The 18,441-nt window shown below is 66.4% G+C and carries 17 protein-coding genes; 4 read left to right on the top strand and 13 right to left on the bottom strand.

The annotated features are described in order from the left end of the window. Positions 1-49: 49 nt before the first annotated feature. Both dapA and bamC read left to right on the top strand, forming a co-directional pair. A complete protein-coding gene (gene dapA, locus MRBLMU1_RS08155; protein ID WP_363499561.1) occupies positions 50-925 on the top strand; it encodes a 4-hydroxy-tetrahydrodipicolinate synthase in 876 nt (291 codons plus the stop codon). A 121-nt stretch (positions 926-1,046) separates the two neighbouring features. Beyond that, entirely contained in the window at positions 1,047-2,237 is a 1,191-nt protein-coding gene (bamC, locus tag MRBLMU1_RS08150; RefSeq protein ID WP_363499559.1) for an outer membrane protein assembly factor BamC, read from the top strand. Positions 2,238-2,432: 195 nt separating this feature from the next. On the opposite strand, the gene MRBLMU1_RS08145 is transcribed toward bamC, so the two are convergent. The 9 genes from MRBLMU1_RS08145 to MRBLMU1_RS08105 form a co-directional block, all read right to left on the bottom strand. Continuing rightward, entirely contained in the window at positions 2,433-2,681 is a 249-nt protein-coding gene (locus MRBLMU1_RS08145; protein ID WP_315219227.1) for a hypothetical protein, read from the bottom strand. Positions 2,682-2,970: 289 nt separating this feature from the next. Then, entirely contained in the window at positions 2,971-3,447 is a 477-nt protein-coding gene (locus MRBLMU1_RS08140) for a hypothetical protein (RefSeq protein WP_363499556.1), read from the bottom strand. Positions 3,448-3,468: 21 nt separating this feature from the next. Beyond that, positions 3,469-4,590 carry a cupin domain-containing protein gene (locus tag MRBLMU1_RS08135; RefSeq protein ID WP_363499554.1) on the bottom strand — a complete coding sequence of 374 codons (1,122 nt, stop codon included), beginning with the start codon at positions 4,588-4,590 and terminating at the stop codon, positions 3,469-3,471. A gap of 90 nt (positions 4,591-4,680) precedes the next feature. After that, positions 4,681-5,427, bottom strand: a complete 747-nt coding sequence (locus tag MRBLMU1_RS08130) for an ABC transporter permease (protein WP_414646044.1) — start codon at positions 5,425-5,427, stop codon at positions 4,681-4,683. Positions 5,428-5,442: 15 nt separating this feature from the next. Then, a complete protein-coding gene (locus tag MRBLMU1_RS08125) occupies positions 5,443-6,675 on the bottom strand; it encodes an ABC transporter substrate-binding protein (RefSeq protein WP_363499550.1) in 1,233 nt (410 codons plus the stop codon). 29 nt (positions 6,676-6,704) lie between these two features. Continuing rightward, positions 6,705-7,511: an ABC transporter ATP-binding protein gene (locus tag MRBLMU1_RS08120; protein ID WP_363499548.1), complete on the bottom strand. Its 807-nt coding sequence runs from the start codon at positions 7,509-7,511 to the stop codon at positions 6,705-6,707. Then, complete coding sequence (locus MRBLMU1_RS08115; RefSeq protein ID WP_363499546.1) at positions 7,508-8,578, bottom strand: acyl-CoA dehydrogenase family protein; 1,071 nt, start codon at positions 8,576-8,578, stop codon at positions 7,508-7,510. The genes MRBLMU1_RS08120 and MRBLMU1_RS08115 overlap by 4 nt, the downstream gene beginning before the upstream one ends. 2 nt (positions 8,579-8,580) lie before the next feature. Beyond that, on the bottom strand, positions 8,581-9,135 hold the full coding sequence (locus MRBLMU1_RS08110; RefSeq protein WP_363499544.1) for a carboxymuconolactone decarboxylase family protein: 555 nt from the start codon (positions 9,133-9,135) through the stop codon (positions 8,581-8,583). Positions 9,136-9,238: 103 nt separating this feature from the next. Then, positions 9,239-10,177, bottom strand: coding sequence for an AraC family transcriptional regulator (locus MRBLMU1_RS08105; protein WP_363499542.1), 939 nt, complete (start codon positions 10,175-10,177; stop codon positions 9,239-9,241). 147 nt (positions 10,178-10,324) lie between these two features. On the opposite strand from MRBLMU1_RS08105, the gene MRBLMU1_RS08100 reads away from it, so the two are divergent. Further along, positions 10,325-10,867, top strand: coding sequence for an FKBP-type peptidyl-prolyl cis-trans isomerase (locus tag MRBLMU1_RS08100; protein WP_090314900.1), 543 nt, complete (start codon positions 10,325-10,327; stop codon positions 10,865-10,867). A gap of 9 nt (positions 10,868-10,876) precedes the next feature. Here the strand turns inward: MRBLMU1_RS08100 and MRBLMU1_RS08095 are convergent, their stop codons facing one another. The 4 genes from MRBLMU1_RS08095 to MRBLMU1_RS08080 all read right to left on the bottom strand — a co-directional run bounded on the left by MRBLMU1_RS08095 (position 10,877) and on the right by MRBLMU1_RS08080 (position 16,464). After that, positions 10,877-11,863 carry a hypothetical protein gene (locus tag MRBLMU1_RS08095; protein WP_363499539.1) on the bottom strand — a complete coding sequence of 329 codons (987 nt, stop codon included), beginning with the start codon at positions 11,861-11,863 and terminating at the stop codon, positions 10,877-10,879. Further along, entirely contained in the window at positions 11,860-14,580 is a 2,721-nt protein-coding gene (gene mutS / locus MRBLMU1_RS08090) for a DNA mismatch repair protein MutS (protein ID WP_363499537.1), read from the bottom strand. The genes MRBLMU1_RS08095 and mutS overlap by 4 nt, the downstream gene beginning before the upstream one ends. 152 nt (positions 14,581-14,732) lie before the next feature. Then, entirely contained in the window at positions 14,733-15,479 is a 747-nt protein-coding gene (locus MRBLMU1_RS08085) for an SDR family oxidoreductase (RefSeq protein WP_363499535.1), read from the bottom strand. Between the two features lie 130 nt (positions 15,480-15,609). Continuing rightward, positions 15,610-16,464, bottom strand: coding sequence for an AraC family transcriptional regulator (locus tag MRBLMU1_RS08080; RefSeq protein ID WP_363499533.1), 855 nt, complete (start codon positions 16,462-16,464; stop codon positions 15,610-15,612). A gap of 401 nt (positions 16,465-16,865) precedes the next feature. Between MRBLMU1_RS08080 and MRBLMU1_RS08075 the strand changes: the two genes are divergently transcribed. Then, positions 16,866-18,401, top strand: coding sequence for a class I SAM-dependent methyltransferase (locus MRBLMU1_RS08075; protein ID WP_363499531.1), 1,536 nt, complete (start codon positions 16,866-16,868; stop codon positions 18,399-18,401). The last annotated feature ends 40 nt before the right edge of the window (positions 18,402-18,441 follow it).

Here is an 18,441-nt window from a genome sequence, read left to right as displayed (position 1 = left end):
GACTCATCGTCTACAATCGTCGTTTTAATACTTTATGCAGTGGTTTCCTATGATTAAGGGCAGCATAGTAGCAATCGTCACTCCGATGCACCCGGACGGCAGTCTGGATTTCGAGGGCCTGAACCGCCTGATCGACTGGCACATCGCCGAGGGCACGGACAGCATCGTCATCGCCGGCACCACCGGCGAATCGGCCACCGTCAGCGTCGAAGAGCACTGCGCGCTGATCAAGGCGACGGTGGCCCACGCCAACGGCCGCATCCCGATCATCGCCGGCGCCGGCGCCAACTCGACCGCCGAGGCGATCAAGCTGACCCGTTTCGCCAAGGAAGCGGGCGCCGACGCCACGCTGCAAGTGGTTCCCTACTACAACCGTCCGACCCAGGAAGGCATGTTCCAGCACTTCAAGGCCATCGCCGAGGCGGTGGACTTGCCGGTGATCCTGTACAACGTGCCGGGCCGCACCGTGGCCGACATGAGCAACGAGACCATCCTGCGTCTGGCGGCCGTGCCCGGCATCGTCGGCGTCAAGGACGCGACCGGCAACATCGGCCGCGGCTACGACCTGCTGCGCCTGGCGCCGAAATCGTTCGCCGTCTACTCCGGCGACGATCCGACCGCGATGGCGCTGATGCTCGGCGGCGGCGCCGGCAACATCTCCGTCACCGCCAACGTCATGCCGCGCGCCATGGCCGAGATGTGCGCGGCCGCGATCGCCGGCGACATCCCGAAAGCGGTGGCGCTGAACAATCAAATGTTCCCGCTGCACCAGAAGCTGTTCATCGAGCCGAACCCGGTGCCGGTCAAGTGGGCGTTGGCGGAAATGGGCAAGATGCCGGCCGGCATACGCCTGCCGCTGGTGCCGCTGGGCGCCGATTGTCACGACGCGGTGCGCGCGGCCCTGCGAGAGGCCGGCGTACTGTAAAACCCCGGCAGGCACGCTGGCGCCCGCGCTTTTTGACGGGCGCGGCGGCTGCCTGAGCAACAAGCCCCGACTCGATCGGATCATATTTTGCTGCACTCCAGCTTCTTATAACAGTAACGACATGACTATACGCAAGACAGCTTCTATTTCCTCGCAGCGCGTGCTGGTACTGGGCGCATTGATGGCCAGTTTGACCGGTTGCGGCATGATCAGCTCCGTCATCGGTAACGACAAGGTGGACTACAAGTCCGCCAAGAAGGCCAGCACCCTGGACGTGCCGCCGGATCTGACGCAATTGCAGAAGGATAACCGCTACTCGCTGCCGGACTCGAACAACGGCGTCGCCACCGCCTCCGGCTACAACGCCGCCAAGGGCGCGGCGGCCGCCGCCGGTGTCGGGCCCGGCGTGGTCGTGCCGGGCCAGCCGGCCGCCGGCACCGTGGTGCCGACCACCGTCAACGATATCAAGGTCGAACGCGACGGCAACCAGCGCTGGCTGGTGATCAAGCAGACGCCGGAGCAACTGTGGCCGCAGCTGAAGAAGTTCTGGGAGGATTCGGGCTTCACCTTGGCGCAGGAACTGCCGACCGCCGGCATCATGGAAACCGAATGGAACGAGAACCGCGCCAAGATTCCGCAGGACTTCATCCGTAACACCATCGGCAAGGTGTTCGACTCGGTCTATTCGAGCGGCGAGCGCGACAAGTTCCGCACCCGCATCGAGCGCCGCGCGGACGGTGCCAGCGAGATCTACATCAGCCATCGCGGCGCCCAGGAAGTGGTCACCGGCGCCCAGAAGGAATCGACGATCTGGACCCCGCGTCCGAACGATCCGGGCCTGGAAGCCGAATTCCTGGCGCGCATGATGAACAAGCTGGGCAACGGCGGCGAGGACACGTCGCCGGCCAAGACCGCCGTCGAATCGGCCATCGTCCAGCCGCAGCACGCTTCGCTGGTCGGCACCGGCGCCGAGCGCGCCGTGCAGGTGGACGAGGGCTTCGACCGCGCATGGCGCCGGGTCGGCCTGGCGCTGGACCGCGCCGGCTTCACCGTCGAGGACCGCGACCGCACCAGCGGCACGTACTTCGTCCGCTACATCGACGACGCGACCGAAACCAAGGGCTTCTTCAGCAAGCTGTTCAGCTGGGGCTCGTCGTCGGAAGCCGATAAGGAAGCGCAGCGCTATCGTATTTCGGTGAAGGCCGGCGCTGGTAACAGCAGCATCGTTACCGTCATGAACAATGCCGGCAAACCGGAAACGGGTCCGGTCGGCGATAAGATCCTGACCCTGCTGCACGAGCAATTGAAATAAGCTTGACCGCGGTGGCGGCGCCGGATTGGCGCCGCCGTCTGAATATCCGGAGAATATCCGGGCATAAAAAAACCGGCGCGATGCGCCGGTTTTTTTATATCTGCGAATAAATGGAGATTTCCATTTGGACGCAAAAGCTTCAGACGAAAAAAAACCCGCCGACGCCATAAGCGCGGGCGGGTTTTTCCTTACTGATTACTTCGAAGCAGCAGGTGCCGAAGCAGCTGGAGCAGCAGCGTCAGCAGCAGGAGCGGCTGGAGCAGCAGCGTCAGCGGCTGGAGCGGCTGGAGCAGCAGCGTCAGCGGCTGGAGCAGCTGGAGCGGCAGCAGGAGCGGCTTCTGGAGCCACTACTGGTGCTGGGGTAACGGTGGTTTCTTCTTTTTTCGAGCAAGCGGTCAGAGCAGCAACGGCCAGCAGGGAAACGATCAGCAGGGATTTTTTCATGGATTTTCCTTAGTAAATACAAAATTGAACACAGTGTTGCGATTAATAATTACCGGTAATTATCGCTCATTAGGTCGTCTTCGAAGGCTTTTCGTACCTGACATGGTGCCTGCCAGACAACGGAAACTTCCTAACCGAATATTATAGCGATTTTTACTGCGTCGCAATAGGACAAAGAGCCGTTCTCACAACTATTTTGCGGTATCGCAACATTTCGCTTTCGACTTCGGTTTAGGGAAGCCGGCGGCTACGGAGTTCGCTTCGAACACCGCATTTTACCCCCAACCGCTCAAAGTCCTGTTGAATTTGCAAACAATCCGGGACCGGATTCGTCCCAAATTGTAAGGAAACGTTCCAAAGGCGTGTTTATATCGGCGGGGCCGTCGAAAACTGCTTCACCACGGAAATGATCCGAATGAAAACGGCGGACCACATGACGGTCATCGGCAATACAGAAAGAGTCCGTTAGTTGCCGCAAAGACTGGCTGGTGCGCCGGATCTCGATCGCATGGCCGTAATCCTTAACCAAACGCAAGAAACGCGGCGCGTCCCGCTCGATCGCGCGGCCATCGTGGGCGGCCAGTTGCAGGCGTCCACCCCCTTTGAGGAAGCGGCGCAGCACCGCGTCGGTGGCGCTGCCGCCCAGGTTCCAGATGGCGAAATCGGGATCGAACAGCCGCAGCGTATGCTCTGCACGGTCCAGGCAGGCGGCCAATTGTTCGGCAAACCCGCCCTTCGTCGTAAAGGGAAATACTTGCCTTTCCATCCCGCCCTCCGTCAAGTTTGATTAGCCCAGTTCGATCCAGCCGTCCTGATACCACGTGTACAGCGCGTCCATCACATCGTCCGACGCCTGCGCCAGCTCGGCGCCGGCCAGTGCGCGTTTATTCGCCAGCAATTCCAGCGCCACCTTGTCGGCGCGGCCGACGCCGAACGATTCGCCGTTGATGAACACGTGCTTGCCGCGATACAGCATCTGCGTCTTGCGCGACAGCGACAGGCCCTTCTTCGCGGCCGCCTCGCCGAACTTGCCGAACGTCAGCGGCTTGGCCGGTCCGGTGAAGAACACGTTGTGCTTGGGCTCGGACATATACTCGCCCAGGAAGATCGTCACGTCCTCTTCGGTGAAGCGGACCTTGTTGATTTCCTCGGTGATCGTGTCCAGCATGTGACGCGGAATCTCGGCCGGCTTGGCCGTCGCCTCCAGTTCCGGATCGGCGTAGCGGCCCGGCAGGTCGATCGAATCGGCCATGAATTGCAGGAACGCCTCGCCCAGCTCCTGGTACGACGGCGAGCGGAAGCCGATCGAATAGGTCTGGCAATCGCCGATGGCCACGCCGTCGTGCGCGTAGTGCGGCGGCAGGTACAGCATGTCGCCCGGGTTGAGGACGAACTCCTCGTTCGGCTTGAAGTTGGCCAGGATCTTGAGCGGCAGGCCCTCGACCAGGCTCAGGTCCTTCTGCGGGCCGATGCGCCAGCGGCGCTGTCCCTGCGCCTGCAGCAGGAACACGTCGTAGGAATCGAAGTGCGGGCCGACGCCGCCGCCGTCGGTGGCGAAGCTGACCATCAGGTCGTCGAGGCGGGCGTCGGGGATGAAGCGGAACTGGCGCAGCAGCGCGTCGGCCTTGGCGTCGAACAGGTTGACGCCCTGGACCAGCAGCGTCCATTCCTTTTGCGTCAGCGGCGGCAGGTTTTCCAGCGGGCCGTGCTGCATCGACCATTCGCCGTCGACGGCCGCGATCAGGCGCGATTCGGCGTGGTTGGTCGAGGCCAGCTTGGTCAGGGCATCCAGGCTCAGCAGTGGCTTGAAGCCGGGGATGGCGTTACGGATCAGGAGTGGCTTTTTGTGCCAGTAGTCGCGCAGAAACTGCGCCGGCGTGATGTCGCCGAGGAGCTGTAATTTTTTCATACCGCATTATAAACCCGCACCCCCGTCAGAGGGGGCGGACCCGATGGGGCCGCCCCCGGCGGTCCGCGCCGTGCGGGTTGATGCTTGCGTTCAGCGCGCGTGCAACCACCTGGCGTGCAACCACCGCGCCAGATAATCGAGCGCGAACCCCAGCACGCCGATCAGCACGATCGCCGCCATCAACTCGTTGTAAGCCAAGCGGTCGCGCGCGTCGAGAATGAAGTAGCCCAATCCCGCCGACACCCCCAGCATCTCCGCCGGCACCAGCACGATCCAGATGATGCCGATCGCCAGCCGCACCCCGGTCAGGATATCGGCCATGATCCCCGGCAGCACCACGCGCAGCACGGTCTCCGTCCTGGTGGCCGACAAACTGCGCGCCAGCAGCAGCCAGTTCGGATCGAGCCGCGCGACGCCGGTGGCGGTGTTGAGCAAAATCGGCCACACGGCGGCGAACGCCAGTAAAAAGTAGACCGGCGCGTCGCCCACGCCCAAGGTCATCACCGCCAGCGGCATCCAAGACAGCGGCGACACCATGCGCAGTAGCTGGAACAGCGGCATGGCCGCCGCCGCGAAGCGCCGCGAGCTGCCAACCAACACCCCCAGCGGCACGCCGATCAGCACCGCCGCCGCCAGGCCATAACCAACCCGGCGCAGACTGAGGCCGATGTCGCGCCAGATGTCCGGCCCTTGCAGTAGTTGTAGCAGCGCGCGGCCGGCCTCCAGCGGCGCGAAGGCCGCCGCGATCGGAGTGTCCTTCTCCAGCGCGACGACCCCGGCCTGCCACAGCGCCAGCGCCACCGCGAAGCCGAGCAGCGGCAAACCGGCGCGACTCATGACATTCGCCATCCGTCAGACCGCCAGCACTTCGCCGCGCAGCAGGTTGGCCGGCAGGCCGAACGCGCCCGGGCCGCCGACGGCGGCGATCGCCTTGCGCACGAAGCGGTCGTCGATCAGGTCGCGCGCGACGAACGACGGCTCCAGCTTTTGCAGGAAGCCGGTGTCGCCCTCCAGCCGCGTGGTCTTGAGCGCCTTGACCATCTGCTCGGTGTACGACGCGAACGGGAAGGGCTGGAAGTCGATGCGGCGCTGGTTCCAGTCCTTGTGGACGATGACGCCGCGTTTTTCGTAGTCGGCGTAGTCGGTCACGGTCAGCACCTTCGACAGCACCTGCAGCGCGTGCGGCGTGTAGCGGTGGGCGTCGCCGTTCGACAGCAGGCGCGCGGTGTCGATCTGGTTCGAGCGCGTCCACAGCTGCGCCTTGACGATCGCGTTGGTCACGCGCTGCGCCCATTCCGGACGGGCCGCGATGTCGCGCTCGGACAGGAAGGTGACGCAGCAGGCGTGGTTCTTCCAGACGTCGCCGGAGAAGCGCAGCACTTTGCCGACGCCGTTGGTTTCGGCCAGCGCGTTGAACGGCTCGGCGACGATGAAGCCGGCGATCGATTTGCTGGCCAGCGCGGAGACCATCTCCGCCGGCGCCAGCACCACCAGGTTGACCTCCTTTGGCCCGATGGCGCCCTCGCGGCCCTTGGCCACCACCGACAGGCCGGCCTTGGCCAGGATCTGCTGCAACAGGATGTTGTGGATCGAGTACCAGAACGGAATCGCCACGGTGCGTCCGCCCAGATCGGCGACGCTGTTGATCTCCTTGGCCACCGTCAGCGCCGAGCCGTTGACGTGGTTCCACGCCACCACCTTGGCCGGGAACTTGGCGCCGTAGCGCACCGACATGGTGGCCGGCGACAGCAGGTGGATCACATTGACCTGGCCGGAGACGAAGGCCTCGATGATCTGCGCCCAGCTGCGGAACAGGCGCGGCGTCTCGGCCTGCAAGCCCTCGGCCTCGAACAGCTTGCGGCCGTGCGCCACCAGCAGCGGCGTGGCGTCGGTGATCGGCAGGTAGCCGATCTTGACCGGCTGGTCGTCGCCTTTCGGGCCTTGTTGCGCCATGGCGTCGCCGGCGAACAGCAGCGGCGCGGCGACGCTGGCGCTACCCAGCGCGGACACGCGCAGGAAGTCGCGGCGCGTCATGCCGCAGTCGCAATCGGAGGCGGCGCAGATGTGGTAAGGGTTTGCGGTCATGGGGAGCTTTCGGATGGTTTGAATGATGTTCAGGCGGCCGATTCGGCCGCCGGCGAGGCGGGCGCGCGCACGTCCTGCAGCGCGGCGAGGATGCGCAGCCGCAGCGCGCCGATCGCATCGGTGTCGGCCAGGCGCGGATGCGGCAGGTCGACCTGCCATTCATGCACGATGCGCCCCGGCTGGCCGCCCATCAGCACGATGCGGTCGGCCACCAGGATCGCCTCGTCGATGTCGTGTGTAACCAGCAGCACGGCGCTGTGCCAGCGGTGCACCACGTCGACCAATAGCGCTTGCATTTCGGCGCGGGTGATGGCGTCGAGCGCGGAAAACGGTTCGTCGGCGAACAGCAGCTCCGGCTGGCGCGCCAGCGCCCGTGCCAGCGCCACGCGCTGCGCCATGCCGCCGGACAGCGCGTTCGGGTAGCGTTTCTCGCTGCCGGCCAGGCCGACGGCGTCGATCGCGTCCTGCACACGCTTGGCGTGGTCTTGTTTCGATATCTTCGGCTGGTGGGCGAAATCGAGGCCGAAGCCGACGTTGGCGGCGACGTTCAGCCATGGCAGCAGGCTCGCTTGCTGGAACACCAGCGCGCTGCGCGGACTCGGTTCGGTCAGCGGCGCGCCAAGGAAGGCGACCTTGCCGCGCGAGGGACGCTGCAGGCCCGCCAGCACGCGCAGCAAGGTCGATTTGCCACAGCCGCTGCCGCCGAGCAGGCAGACGATTTCGCGCGGGCGCACCGCGAGCGTGATGTCGTCGAAGGTGTGGCCGGCGCCGGGGTAGGCGAAACCAAGCCCCTCGGCTTGCAGCGCCAGGCCGTCGCTCATACTGGCGTCGTTCATTTCGCGGACGCCGCGTGCCTGGCCAGCGCCGCCTGCAGCTGCGTGATGCTCGGCGTGATCACCGGGATGAAGGCCGCTTCGCGCCAGCGCCGCGCGAAGCCGTCCTGCTCCTGTTCCAGATAGGCGTGGCCGCCCTTGGCGTGCAGTTCCAGCGTCAGCGCCTCTTGCACCAGATCGGCCAGCGCGATGCGCAGCCGGAACAGCGTCGGCGCGTCGGCGACGAAGCGGCCGTCGGCCACGCCTTCGAGCAGGTGTTGCGTGTGCAGCGTCAGCGCATCGCGCGCGGCGGCGATGCGCTCACCGAGCTGGCCGCGTCCCTTGGCGCCGCTGTCGAGGGTGCGGGCCGCCTGTTCCAGGCTGGCGCGCGCCAGGCCGATCGACATCCCGCATTGCATGCCCAGGAAGGCTGGCCGCACGCGCGGCAGCCAGTCCGGCGCCTGCGACGAGATGATGTTCTCCGGCGCGACCGCCACGCCTTCGAGCCGAACGGCGGCGGTGTTACTGCCCCGCATGGCGATCAGCTGCAAATTGGCGCTGCGCTGCACGCCGGAGGCGTCGCCGGAGAAGGCCACCACCGCCGGCGGCGCGCCGTTGACCGGCGCAACGGCGGCCGCCGCGACAAAGCGCTGCGGCCGCAGGTTGGTGATCCAGGCCAGCTTGCCGTTCAAGGTCCAGCCATCCCCGTCCGGGCTGGCGTCGATCTGCAGCGGCTCCATCCCCGACAGGAATTTCATCGCGTTCGACAAGCCGGTGGCGCCGGCCAGAGTGCCGGCCATCAGTTCCGGCAGCAGGCGTTCGCGCAGCGCCGCGTTCGGGCTTTGCAGCAGATATTCGATGAAGCTGCGCTGACCCCAGTAGACGAAGGCCGCCGTCACCGAATGGCGCGCCACCTCGGCGATGCCGTCGATGGCGTCGCGCACGTCGCCGCCGCTGCCGCCAAGATGGGACGGCACGCCCGCCAGGAAGCAGCCCTGCGCCGCCAGCGCGGGCATCACCTGGTCCGCCAGGTCTTCGGATTGGTCGAGGGAGTCCGCGTGCTGCGCCAGCCAGTCGTAGAGGCCCGTCATCCTTACACCGCGCCAGGCAGATACGGTTGCAGCTGCGGATTGACCGGCGTGCCGGCCAGGCTGTTGGCGAAGTTGCACAAGGTGGCCAGGCTGATGCCGAGCACCACCTCCAGCGCCTGCTGCTGGTTGTAGCCGGCGTCGATGAAGGCTTGCAGCTCCTCGTCGCCGACCGCGCCGCGCCGGGCGATGACGGCGGCAGCGAAGCGGGCCACCGCGTCCAGCTTCGCATCGCCGGTGGCGGCGCCGGTTTGCAGCGCGCGCACGGTGTCGGCGTTCTGGCCGGCCTTTTTCAGCGCGATGGCGCTATGGCCGGCGATGCAGAAATCGCAGCCGTGGATGCGCGCGGCTGTGATCTGCACCACTTCGCGCTCGGCCAGCGTCAGGCTGGCGCGCGAGTTGATGGCGGAAACGGTCAGGTAGGTTTCCAGCGCCACCGGCGCGTTGGCCAGCACGCCGATCAGGTTGGGCAGGTAGCCGTTGTTGGCGATGGCTTTTTCGACGAAGGCGCGGCTATCGGCCGGCGCGGTGTCGAGCGTGTGCAGGGTCAGACGGGACATGGTGGTTTTTCCTAAATGTTGACGACATATTATCAGGCGCGCGCGCGATCCGCGCCATGTCCAAAAGTCGCGGTTCCTTGTTCAAACGTCTTTTTCGTTCTTCTTATGCGGTCGCGCGCAGCTGGCGGCGGTAGGCGCCCGGCTGCTCGCCGACGATGCGCTTGAAGGCGCGCGTGAACGCCGCGTTGGACTGGTAGCCCACGTGCGCGGCCGCCTGCTCGACCGAGTCGCCGGCGTTGAGGCGCTGGGTGGCCAGCCGCATGCGCAGGCGCAGCAGGAACTGCGCCGGCGTGACCCCGCCGGCGCCGGTGAAGTGCTTGCAGAAGGCCGCGCGCGACATGTGCGCGGCGTCGGCCATGCGGGCGATGCTCCAGTCGTCGCCCGGATTGTCGAGCATCCGTTCGAGCAGCGCCATGAACTCGCCGCGCTGGGCCAGCGCCAGCAGGCCGGCGGTCAGCGCCTCGCGCTGGCTGGCGTGGCGGATCAGGTAAAAGAACAGCAGTTCGACCAGGCGAGCGATCAGCGGCGACGGCCGCTCGGGATCGCCGCCGTTGGCCGCCTCGGCGTGGATCATGTCGAACAGCGCCGCGCTGTGGCCCAGGGCGGCGTCGCCGCTGCGGCACACCAGGTATTCGGGGAAGGAGCCGATCACCATCGGACTGAGGGCGCCGCTGAAGCGGAAGAAGCCGCAGGCCAGGCCGGCGCCGTCGCTGCCGGCGTACTCGTTGCCGCCGTCGTCGCCGGCCAGCGGCAGCATCGGCTGGCGCGCGACCGGGGCGGCGGGGTCCGGCGAGGAACTCAGGAAGTGCGCCACATCGCTCATCAGGAACACGCCGTCGCGCGCGTGCAGCCGCAGCGCCGGCTGGCCGTCGATGTGCAGATAGCACATGCCCCGCAGCACCAGGTGGAAGCTGGCCATGGCCCGGCCGGCGGTCGACACGCGCCACGGCCCGCAGTAGCGGCCCACGTGCAGCGCGGCGGCGTCGAGCTCGATACTGCCGAGCAGCCATTGGGCGAGTTTGTCGGAGGTGGCTTGTCGCATGGACACCATTGTAGGGCTTGCGCCGTGCAAGGGACAGAACCGAATCGCATATCGTTATGCGGATTGCGTATGCGCCGTCCGGGGCGGCGCGGCCCGGTGCACGATTAAAGGTATAATCTGCCTGCTCATAACAGAAAGGAAATTCCAATGAAGATTGCCAAGAACACGGTCGTGACTGTGAATTACAAACTGTCCGATGCACAGGACAATCTGATCGAAGACGGCCGTCAACCGATGGTCTATCTGCACGGTGGCTACGAGAACACCCTGCCAAAAATCGAAGAAGAACTGGACGGCAAGGAAGTCGGTTACTCGTCGATCATCCAGATCGAGCCCGAGGACGCGTTCGGCGACTATGACGCCGCGCTGGTCAAGGTCGAGCCGCGCAACCGCCTGCCGGAGCCGCTGGAAGTGGGCATGCAGTTCGAAGGCATGCCCGACGGCGACGACGCCGACGAAGCGATGATCTTCACCGTCACCGATATCGCCGACGACAAGGTCGTTTTGGACGGCAACCACCCGCTGGCCGGCATGGCGCTGCGCTTCTCGCTCAACGTCACCGAAGTGCGCGAAGCGTCGGACGAGGAAATCGCCCACGGCCACGTGCACGGCGCCCACGGCCACCACCACGGTGACGAGGACGACGAAGGCGAAGACGGCGACCACGTCGCCATCCACCCGATCCACTAATCTAGTCGATCACGGCGTCGTCTCGGCGCCGCCGCCCTTGATGGTGAACAGGGCGGCGGCGTCGGGATTGACGCGCACCTCGGCCCATTCCGCGGCCACGCTCAGATGCCCGACGTTGCCGCGCCAATCGATGGCCGGCTCGGTCCTGCCGGCGCCGCCGGTCTGGGGCTGGGTGTCGACCAGCAGCACCTTCCCCTTGAATTTTCCGGCCAGCGTCTTGATTTGACGGCGCGGTTCGGCGAAGCCGTCCTGTTTCGACTCGAAACGGGGCAACAGCGAAAACCCTTCCTCCTCCTGCAGTCCGACGGCGCCGTCCGAGAACAGCACCAGCCCGTGCATCTTCTGGCGCGCGGCCAGGGTGAACAGGCGGTGCAGCCAGGCGCGGTTGGCGACCAGGCGGTCCTCGTACTCGCTGTTGCGGCCCGCCTCCGGCCGATAGTGGTTGTTGTTGGCCGGCAGATTGATGGTGGCGAACAGCACCTTGCCGTACTCCCAGTGCGCGTTTTCGGCGTAGCTGCGGAACTTCGCGGTGCTGGACAAGCGCGTCACCTGCATGCGCTGCGCGCCCAGCGACTCGGGCTCGCCGTAAAACAGCTCGCGCAGGCGGTTCAGGCGTTCGATCGCGTTCGAGCGGCCGGCCGAATTGAGGCAGGCGCTCCAGTCGCTGCCGGCCAGCGACACCACCACCGGCGCGGCCGCGTCGTCCAGGATCGCGTGGCGCGCGGCGTACAGCCTGTCGCTGCAAGGCTCCTTGTCGCCCTTGATGCCGGTGGCGACGATGAACGCCGAATTGGCCTGCATGGCGGCGGCGATGGCGCGCCTGAGGGGCGCCTCGTCGGCGCCGTTCTTGAACGGATGGCCGATGACCGCGAACTGGAAGCCCTTGCCGGCCGATGGCGAGCGCGCGTGCGCCGGCGCGACCGCCGCCGCGATGCTCAGCGCGATGGTCAGCGCGATCTTTTGCGCAAAGACCCGCCTGGACGCGGCGCGCGTCATGCCTGCGCGGTCTCCGTCAGGTGCTTGAGCTGATGCTTAAGCTGATACAAGCGGTCCAGCGCCTCGCGCGGGGTCAGCGCGTCCGGGTCCAGATCGTCGAGCGCCTCGAGCAGCTCGCGCATGGCCGGCGTTGGATTGCCGTTGCCATGGCCGGTGGCGCCGTCGGCGGCCGCCGGCGTTTCCAGCGGCTCGTCGTTGGCGTCGGTGGTCGGCGCCGCGAACAGGTCCAGTTGCGGCGTGGCGTCGAGCGCCTGCGCCTCCAGCCGCGCCAGGTGCTTGCGCGCCGCCTTGATCACCGTCTGCGGCACGCCGGCCAGCTGCGCCACCTGCAAGCCGTAGCTCTGCGAGGCCGGCCCGTCCTGCACCGCGTGCAGGAACACGATGCTGTCCTTGTGCTCGACCGCCGACAGGTGCACGTTGGCCGCCGTCGGATGGCTCTCCGGCAGCTGCGTCAGTTCGAAGTAGTGGGTCGCGAACAGCGAGAAGCTGCGGCTGGTGTCGATCAGGTGGCGCGCGATCGCCCACGCCAGCGCCAGGCCGTCGAAGGTCGAGGTGCCGCGTCCCACTTCGTCCATCAGCACCAGCGAATGCTCGGTGGCGCCGTTGAGGATCGCCGCCGATTCGGTCATCTCCACCATGAAGGTCGAGCGGCCGCCGGCCAGGTCGTCGGTGGCGCCGATGCGGGTGAAGATGCGGTCGATCGGGCCGATCGTCGCGCTGGTGGCCGGCACGTAGCTGCCGACGTAGGCGAGCAGGGTGATCAGCGCCACCTGGCGCATGAAGGTCGATTTACCGCCCATGTTCGGACCGGTGATCAGCAGCAGGCGGCGGTCGTCGACGAAGCGGCAATCGTTGGCGATGAAACGCTCGATCTGGTTCTCGACCACCGGATGGCGGCCCTCGACGATGTTGATGCAGGGGCCGTCGACCAGCTGCGGCGCGCACCAGTTGTGGCGCAGCGCGTGGTCGGTCAGCGACACCAGCGCGTCGAGTTGCGACAGCGCTTTCGAGATCGTTTGCAGGCAGCCGATGAACGGCGCCAGGTCGGCCAGCAGCTGGTCGTAGAGCATCTTCTCGCGGGCCAGCGCCTTGTCCTGCGCCGACAGCGCCTTGTCCTCGAACGCCTTCAGTTCCGGCGTGATGTAGCGCTCGGCGTTCTTCAGCGTCTGGCGGCGGCGGTAATCGTCCGGCACCTTGGTGGTCTGGCCGTGCGTGACCTCGATGTAGAAGCCGTGCACCTTGTTGTACTCCACGCGCAGGTTGGCGATGCCGGTGCGGGCCCGTTCGCGCGTCTCCAGGTCGACCAGGAACTGGCCGGCGTTCTCCGACAGCGCGCGCAGCTCGTCGAGCTCCGCGTCGAAGCCGCGCGCGAACACGCCGCCGTCGCGCACCATGTTGGCCGGCTCCGGCGCCACCGCGCGCACCAGCAGGTCCAGGCACTCCTCGGGCGAGGACAGGTCGGTGTGGATGGCGTTGAGCAGGCCATCCGGATCGGTCAGCGCGCGCTGCAAGCCGTGGCGCAGGGCCGGCAGCTGCTTGACGCCGTCGCGCAGGCTGGCCAGGTCGCGCGGACGCGCCGACAGCAGCGCGATGCGCGTGGTGATGCGTTCGATGTCCGGCACCTGCGCCAGGGTGTGCGACAGGCCGCCGGTGGCGTCGGCCCGCGCCAGCGCGGCGATGGCCTCGTGGCGCGAGCGGGCGATGGCCTGGTCGCGGCGCGCGTGGTGCAGCCAGTAGCGCAGCAGGCGCGAGCCCATCGCCGTGCGGCAGTGGTCCAGCAGCGAGAACAGGGTCGGGGACTCCTGGCCGCGAATGGTCTCGGTCAGTTCCAGGTTGCGGCGCGTGGCCGCGTCCAGGCCGATGAATTCACTCTCGGTCTCGGTGCTCAGGCTGCGCACGTGCTGCAGGCCGCGCCCCTGGGTCGACTGGGCGTAGCGAAGCAGCGCGCCGGCCGCGCCGAACGCCGCGCCCAGGCCGTCGGCGCCGAAGCCGGTCAGCGTCGCCACGCCCAGCTGATCGAGCAGCGACTTGTGGCCGCTGACGACGTCGAAGTGCCAGTCCGGCACCCGGTTGACGTGGCAGTGGACGGCCTCCTCGAACAGGTCGGCGTTGTCGCCGCGCAGGATCTCGGCCGGCGCGATGCGTTCGAGCTCCTGCTGCATGCGGGTGTTGACGGTGCGGCTGTCGCCGGAGAACTCCATCAGCTTGAGCGAGCCGCTCGCCAGCGACAGCCACGCCAGGCCGGCGGTGCACACCTTGCGCTGGCTGATGATGCACATCGCCAGCAGCGGGCGCTCGGCCTTTTCCGGCAGCAGGTCGGCGTCGGTCAGGGTGCCCGGCGTGACCACCCGCATCACCTTGCGCTCGACCGGGCCTTTGCTGGTGGCCGGGTCGCCGATTTGTTCGCAGATCGCGCACGACTCGCCGATCTTGACCAGCTTGGCCAGATAGCCCTCGAGCGAGTGGAACGGCACGCCGCACATCTTGATCGGCTGTCCGCCCGACGAACCGCGCGCCGTCAGCGTGATGCCGAGCACGCGCGCCGCCTTTTCCGCGTCCGAATGGAACAGCTCATAGAAGTCGCCCATGCGGTAGAACACCAACATATCGGGATACTCGGCCTTGATGCTCAGGTACTGCTGCATCATTGGAGTAATTTTTTCTGTGGGACTGTTCTTGACGGCGGCGGCGTTGATTTCGTTGGGGACGGTGGTCATTGGTTCTTTTTCGGCGGTGCGATGAGTCTGGTTTTGCCGGGGCGAAACGACCCCGGCGCTTAACCCGACATTCTACCGCGTTCGGCGACGCGTTGATGGATTCGCGACGCCGGTTGGACGCCAGCCGGTGACGGCGGCGTCCAGGCTTCCGCCTACCAGGGCTGCTCGGTCGGCATGATGAACAGCTCGGCCACGTCGACATGTTCCGGCGCGTTCAGCGCGTAGAGGATGGAGTCGGCGATGTCGTCGGCCTTGAGGAACGTCATTTGCTGTTTCAGGCCCTCCATCTGCTGGCGGTAGGCCTGGTCGGAGATGTGCTCGAACAGCTCGCTCTCGACCGCCCCCGGCTGCAGGCAGGTGACGCGGATATTGTATTTTGGCGCCACCTCCATGCGCAGGATGTCGGAGAACGCCGCCACCGCGTGCTTGGTGGCGCAGTACACGCCCAGGCCGGCGAAGGTCTTGCGGCCGGCGATCGACGAGGTGTTGATCATGTGTCCCGACTTCTGCGCCTGCATGATCGGCAGCACGGCGGCCACGGTGTTGAACAACCCCTTGATGTTGACGTCGACCATGCGGTGCCATTCCTCGACGCGCAGGCTGGCGATGTCCGAGATCGGCATCAGGCCGGCGTTGTTGAACGCAATGTCGACGCGGCCCCATTTCTCGTGCAGCGTGGCGACGCCGCCGGCCACCGACTCCTGGTCCGTCACGTCCATCGGCAGAGCGACCGCCTCGCCGCCGGCGGCCTCGATGTCGGCCGCCAGCGCCCGCAGGCGTTCCAGGCGGCGCGCCGCCAGGCCGACCTTGACGCCGTGCGCGGCCAGTTTCTTCGCGGTGGCCGCGCCGATGCCGCTCGACGCGCCGGTGACCAGGGCTACTTTTCCTTTGAGTTCCATGTCCTATCCTTTCGAGTGTGAAGTTGGCGCTTCGCGGCGGGCTGCCTGAAGCACGGATTCATGATGCCGCCGGGCGCGGTTAGCGTCGCGCGGCGGCTTGCTCGAACTGTCGCGATCTTGCGGCGCGCCGTCAGCGGTAGGCCGAAGGGGGGACGCCGGTGTGCTTGCGGAACACCGACGCGAAATGACTGGGGCTGCCGTAGCCGACGGCCAGCCCGACCTGGATGATGGCCGCGTCGGTCTCCGACAGCAGGCGGCGCGCCCGCTCCATCCGCAAGCGGATGAAGTAGGCCGACGGCGGCAGCCCGGTCGACTGCTTGAACGCGCGGCTGAAATGGAATTCGCTCAGCTCCGCCTCGCCGGCCAGCCGCGCCAGGTCGAACGGTTGCGCCAGGCGCGCGCGCATCGAGTCGACGATCCGGTGCAGCTTGTAGGCCGGCAGGCCGCCGCGCGGGCGCGCCGCGCCGGCGCCGTACGCGCGCGCCAGATGCACGGCCAGCGCCTGGGCGATGCCCTGGATGTACGGCCCGCTCGGCGTCCGCTGGCCGACCAGTTCCACGCGGATGTGCTCGAGCAGCGCCGACAGCGTGGCGTCGCGCCCGCCGGACACTTCGCGCAGCGCGGTATCGCGCATCAGCGCCACGCCAATGTACACGTGCATGACGGTGAACGGCGCACCGGGTTCGGCCCGCCAGCGCATCTCGGTCGGGGTGGTGGCGGTGGTGAGGAAAAAGTCGCCGGCGGCGACGCGGTTGGCTTGCCAGGCGCCGCCGGGCGCGCGCTCCTCGACCACGGCCGCGCCGGACAGTATCCACACGATCAACGGTTCGGGCACGGCCGGAATGGTGATCTCGTCCTGCACCGGCCGGCGCGACAGGATCTGTACGAACACGTCGCCGGACGACTGCGCGCGGTGCTCCCTGAGCAGATCTCCGGGAATGTAGGCTTCGAAGGCCTCGGCGGAGGTTTTCGGTATCGCTTGCATCGTCACCTCGGAAAAGGGTTGGCCAGCCAGCAGTATGGCCGTTGAGAAAAGGACACGAAATATCGGATACTATTTCCGCGTTGCCCAATCCTCCAAAATTGACCGCTATTGAAAAGAAAAGACATCTGCTGTGCGGCACCGCCGCACAATGTTGTTGTCATGCGCATGTTGGCGCGATAGTATTTAAGAACCGGCCCGCAAGACGCGCACGATGTCGGCCGCGGTTCCGGCGGTTTGGGCAGGAATTGCGGCGGATCAGGCAATCGGCCTGGCGCTTGGCTGGCGATAATAGCGGGTTGCTAGTGACAGTTCGGCGTCCGGGAAAAGCTTGCACCTGCGCGGTTCCCCCCGGGCGGGATGGCGCCCCATGGCGCTCGTTAATCTCGAGATCAAGGAAACGCATGACTGATTGGACCAGCGGCTATGTCGCGGACATTGGCTACACTTATGGATATTACGGGGAACTCAATCCGCTGCGCGCCCGGCTCCCGCTACTGACCGCCAATCTGGCGCTCCCCAAATCCGGCGTCGCATGCGAGCTGGGCTTCGGACAGGGTGTCAGCACAAACGTCCATGCCGCCGGCTCGGGCACGCGCTGGTACGGCACCGACTTCAATCCCTCGCAGGCCAATTTCGCCCAGCATCTGGCGGAGAGTTTCAGCGACGGCCCGCAACTGTTCGACCAGTCCTTCGCCGAATTTTGCGCCCGGGACGACCTGCCCAACTTCGATTTCATCGGCCTGCACGGCATCTGGAGCTGGATCTCCGATGATAACCGCGCCACCATCGTCGATTTCCTGCGCCGCAAGCTCAACGTCGGCGGTATCCTCTATATCAGCTATAACACCCAGCCGGGCTGGGCTGCGATGGTGCCGGTGCGCGACCTGCTGAACCAGCATGCCGACGTGCTGGCGCCGCCCGGCGCCGGCGTGGTGGCGCGGATCGAAGGCGCGCTGGCCTTCGGCAAGAAATTGTGGGCCGTCAATCCGGCCTTCGCCCGTACCAATCCGCAGATCGCCGACCGGCTCAAGAATATCGATGCCATGGACCGCAACTACCTCGCGCACGAATACTTCAACCGCGACTGGTTGCCGATGTCGTTCGCCGACATGGCCAGCGCGCTGGCGCCGGCGAAGATCGATTTCGCCTGCTCGGCCACCTACCTCGACCATTTGCCCAAGGTCCACATGACGCCCGAGCAGATCGCGTTGCTCGACGAGTTGCCCGATCCGGTGTTCCGCCAGAGCACGCGCGATTTCATGGTCGGCCAGCAGTTCCGGCGCGATTATTGGGTCAAGGGTGCGCGCAAGTTGAGCGCGCTCGAATACGGCGAACAGCTGCGCGCCCAGCGCGTGGTGATGGTGGTGCCGCGCGACAGCGTGACCATGACCGTCCAAGGCGCGCTGGGCGAGGCCACGCTGTCCGACGCGATCTACCGGCCCATCCTGGATTTGATGAGCGATCACCAGGTGCGCAGCGTGGGTGAGATCGAGCAGGCGTTGCGCGAGCATGCCATACCGCTGGCCAGCCTCCACCAGGCGCTGATGGTGCTGACGGAGAAGGCCGCGCTGGCGCCGGCGCATGACGAGGCGACGATCGCGTCCGCGCGTCCGCGCACCGATCAGCTCAACCGCGTGTTGCTCGACCGCGCGCGCGGCAGCGCCGACATCAACTATCTGGCCAGCCCGGTGCTGGGCGGCGCCGTGGCGCTGACACGCTTTCCGCAACTGTTCATCCTGGCCATCCAGGCCGGCAAATCGTCGCCCGAGGAATGGGGCGCCTACGCATGGCAGATCATCAAGGCCCAAGGACAGAGCATCGTCAAGGCGGGCCAACCCTTGCAGGGCGACCAGGCCAACCTGGCCGAGCTGATCGCGCAGGCGACCGAGTTCGGCAGGCAGCGCGTGGCGGGATTGCGCGCCCTCGGCGTGTTCTGACGCCCGGTGAAAAAACGGGGGAGCGAAGCGCCTTTCCGGC

The sequence above is a fragment of the Burkholderia sp. LMU1-1-1.1 genome (assembly GCF_040675865.1).
Lineage (GTDB): Bacteria > Pseudomonadota > Gammaproteobacteria > Burkholderiales > Burkholderiaceae_D > Rugamonas.
The sequence above is the reverse complement of the archived record's forward strand: the minus strand, read 5'-3'. Positions and strand labels throughout refer to the sequence as shown.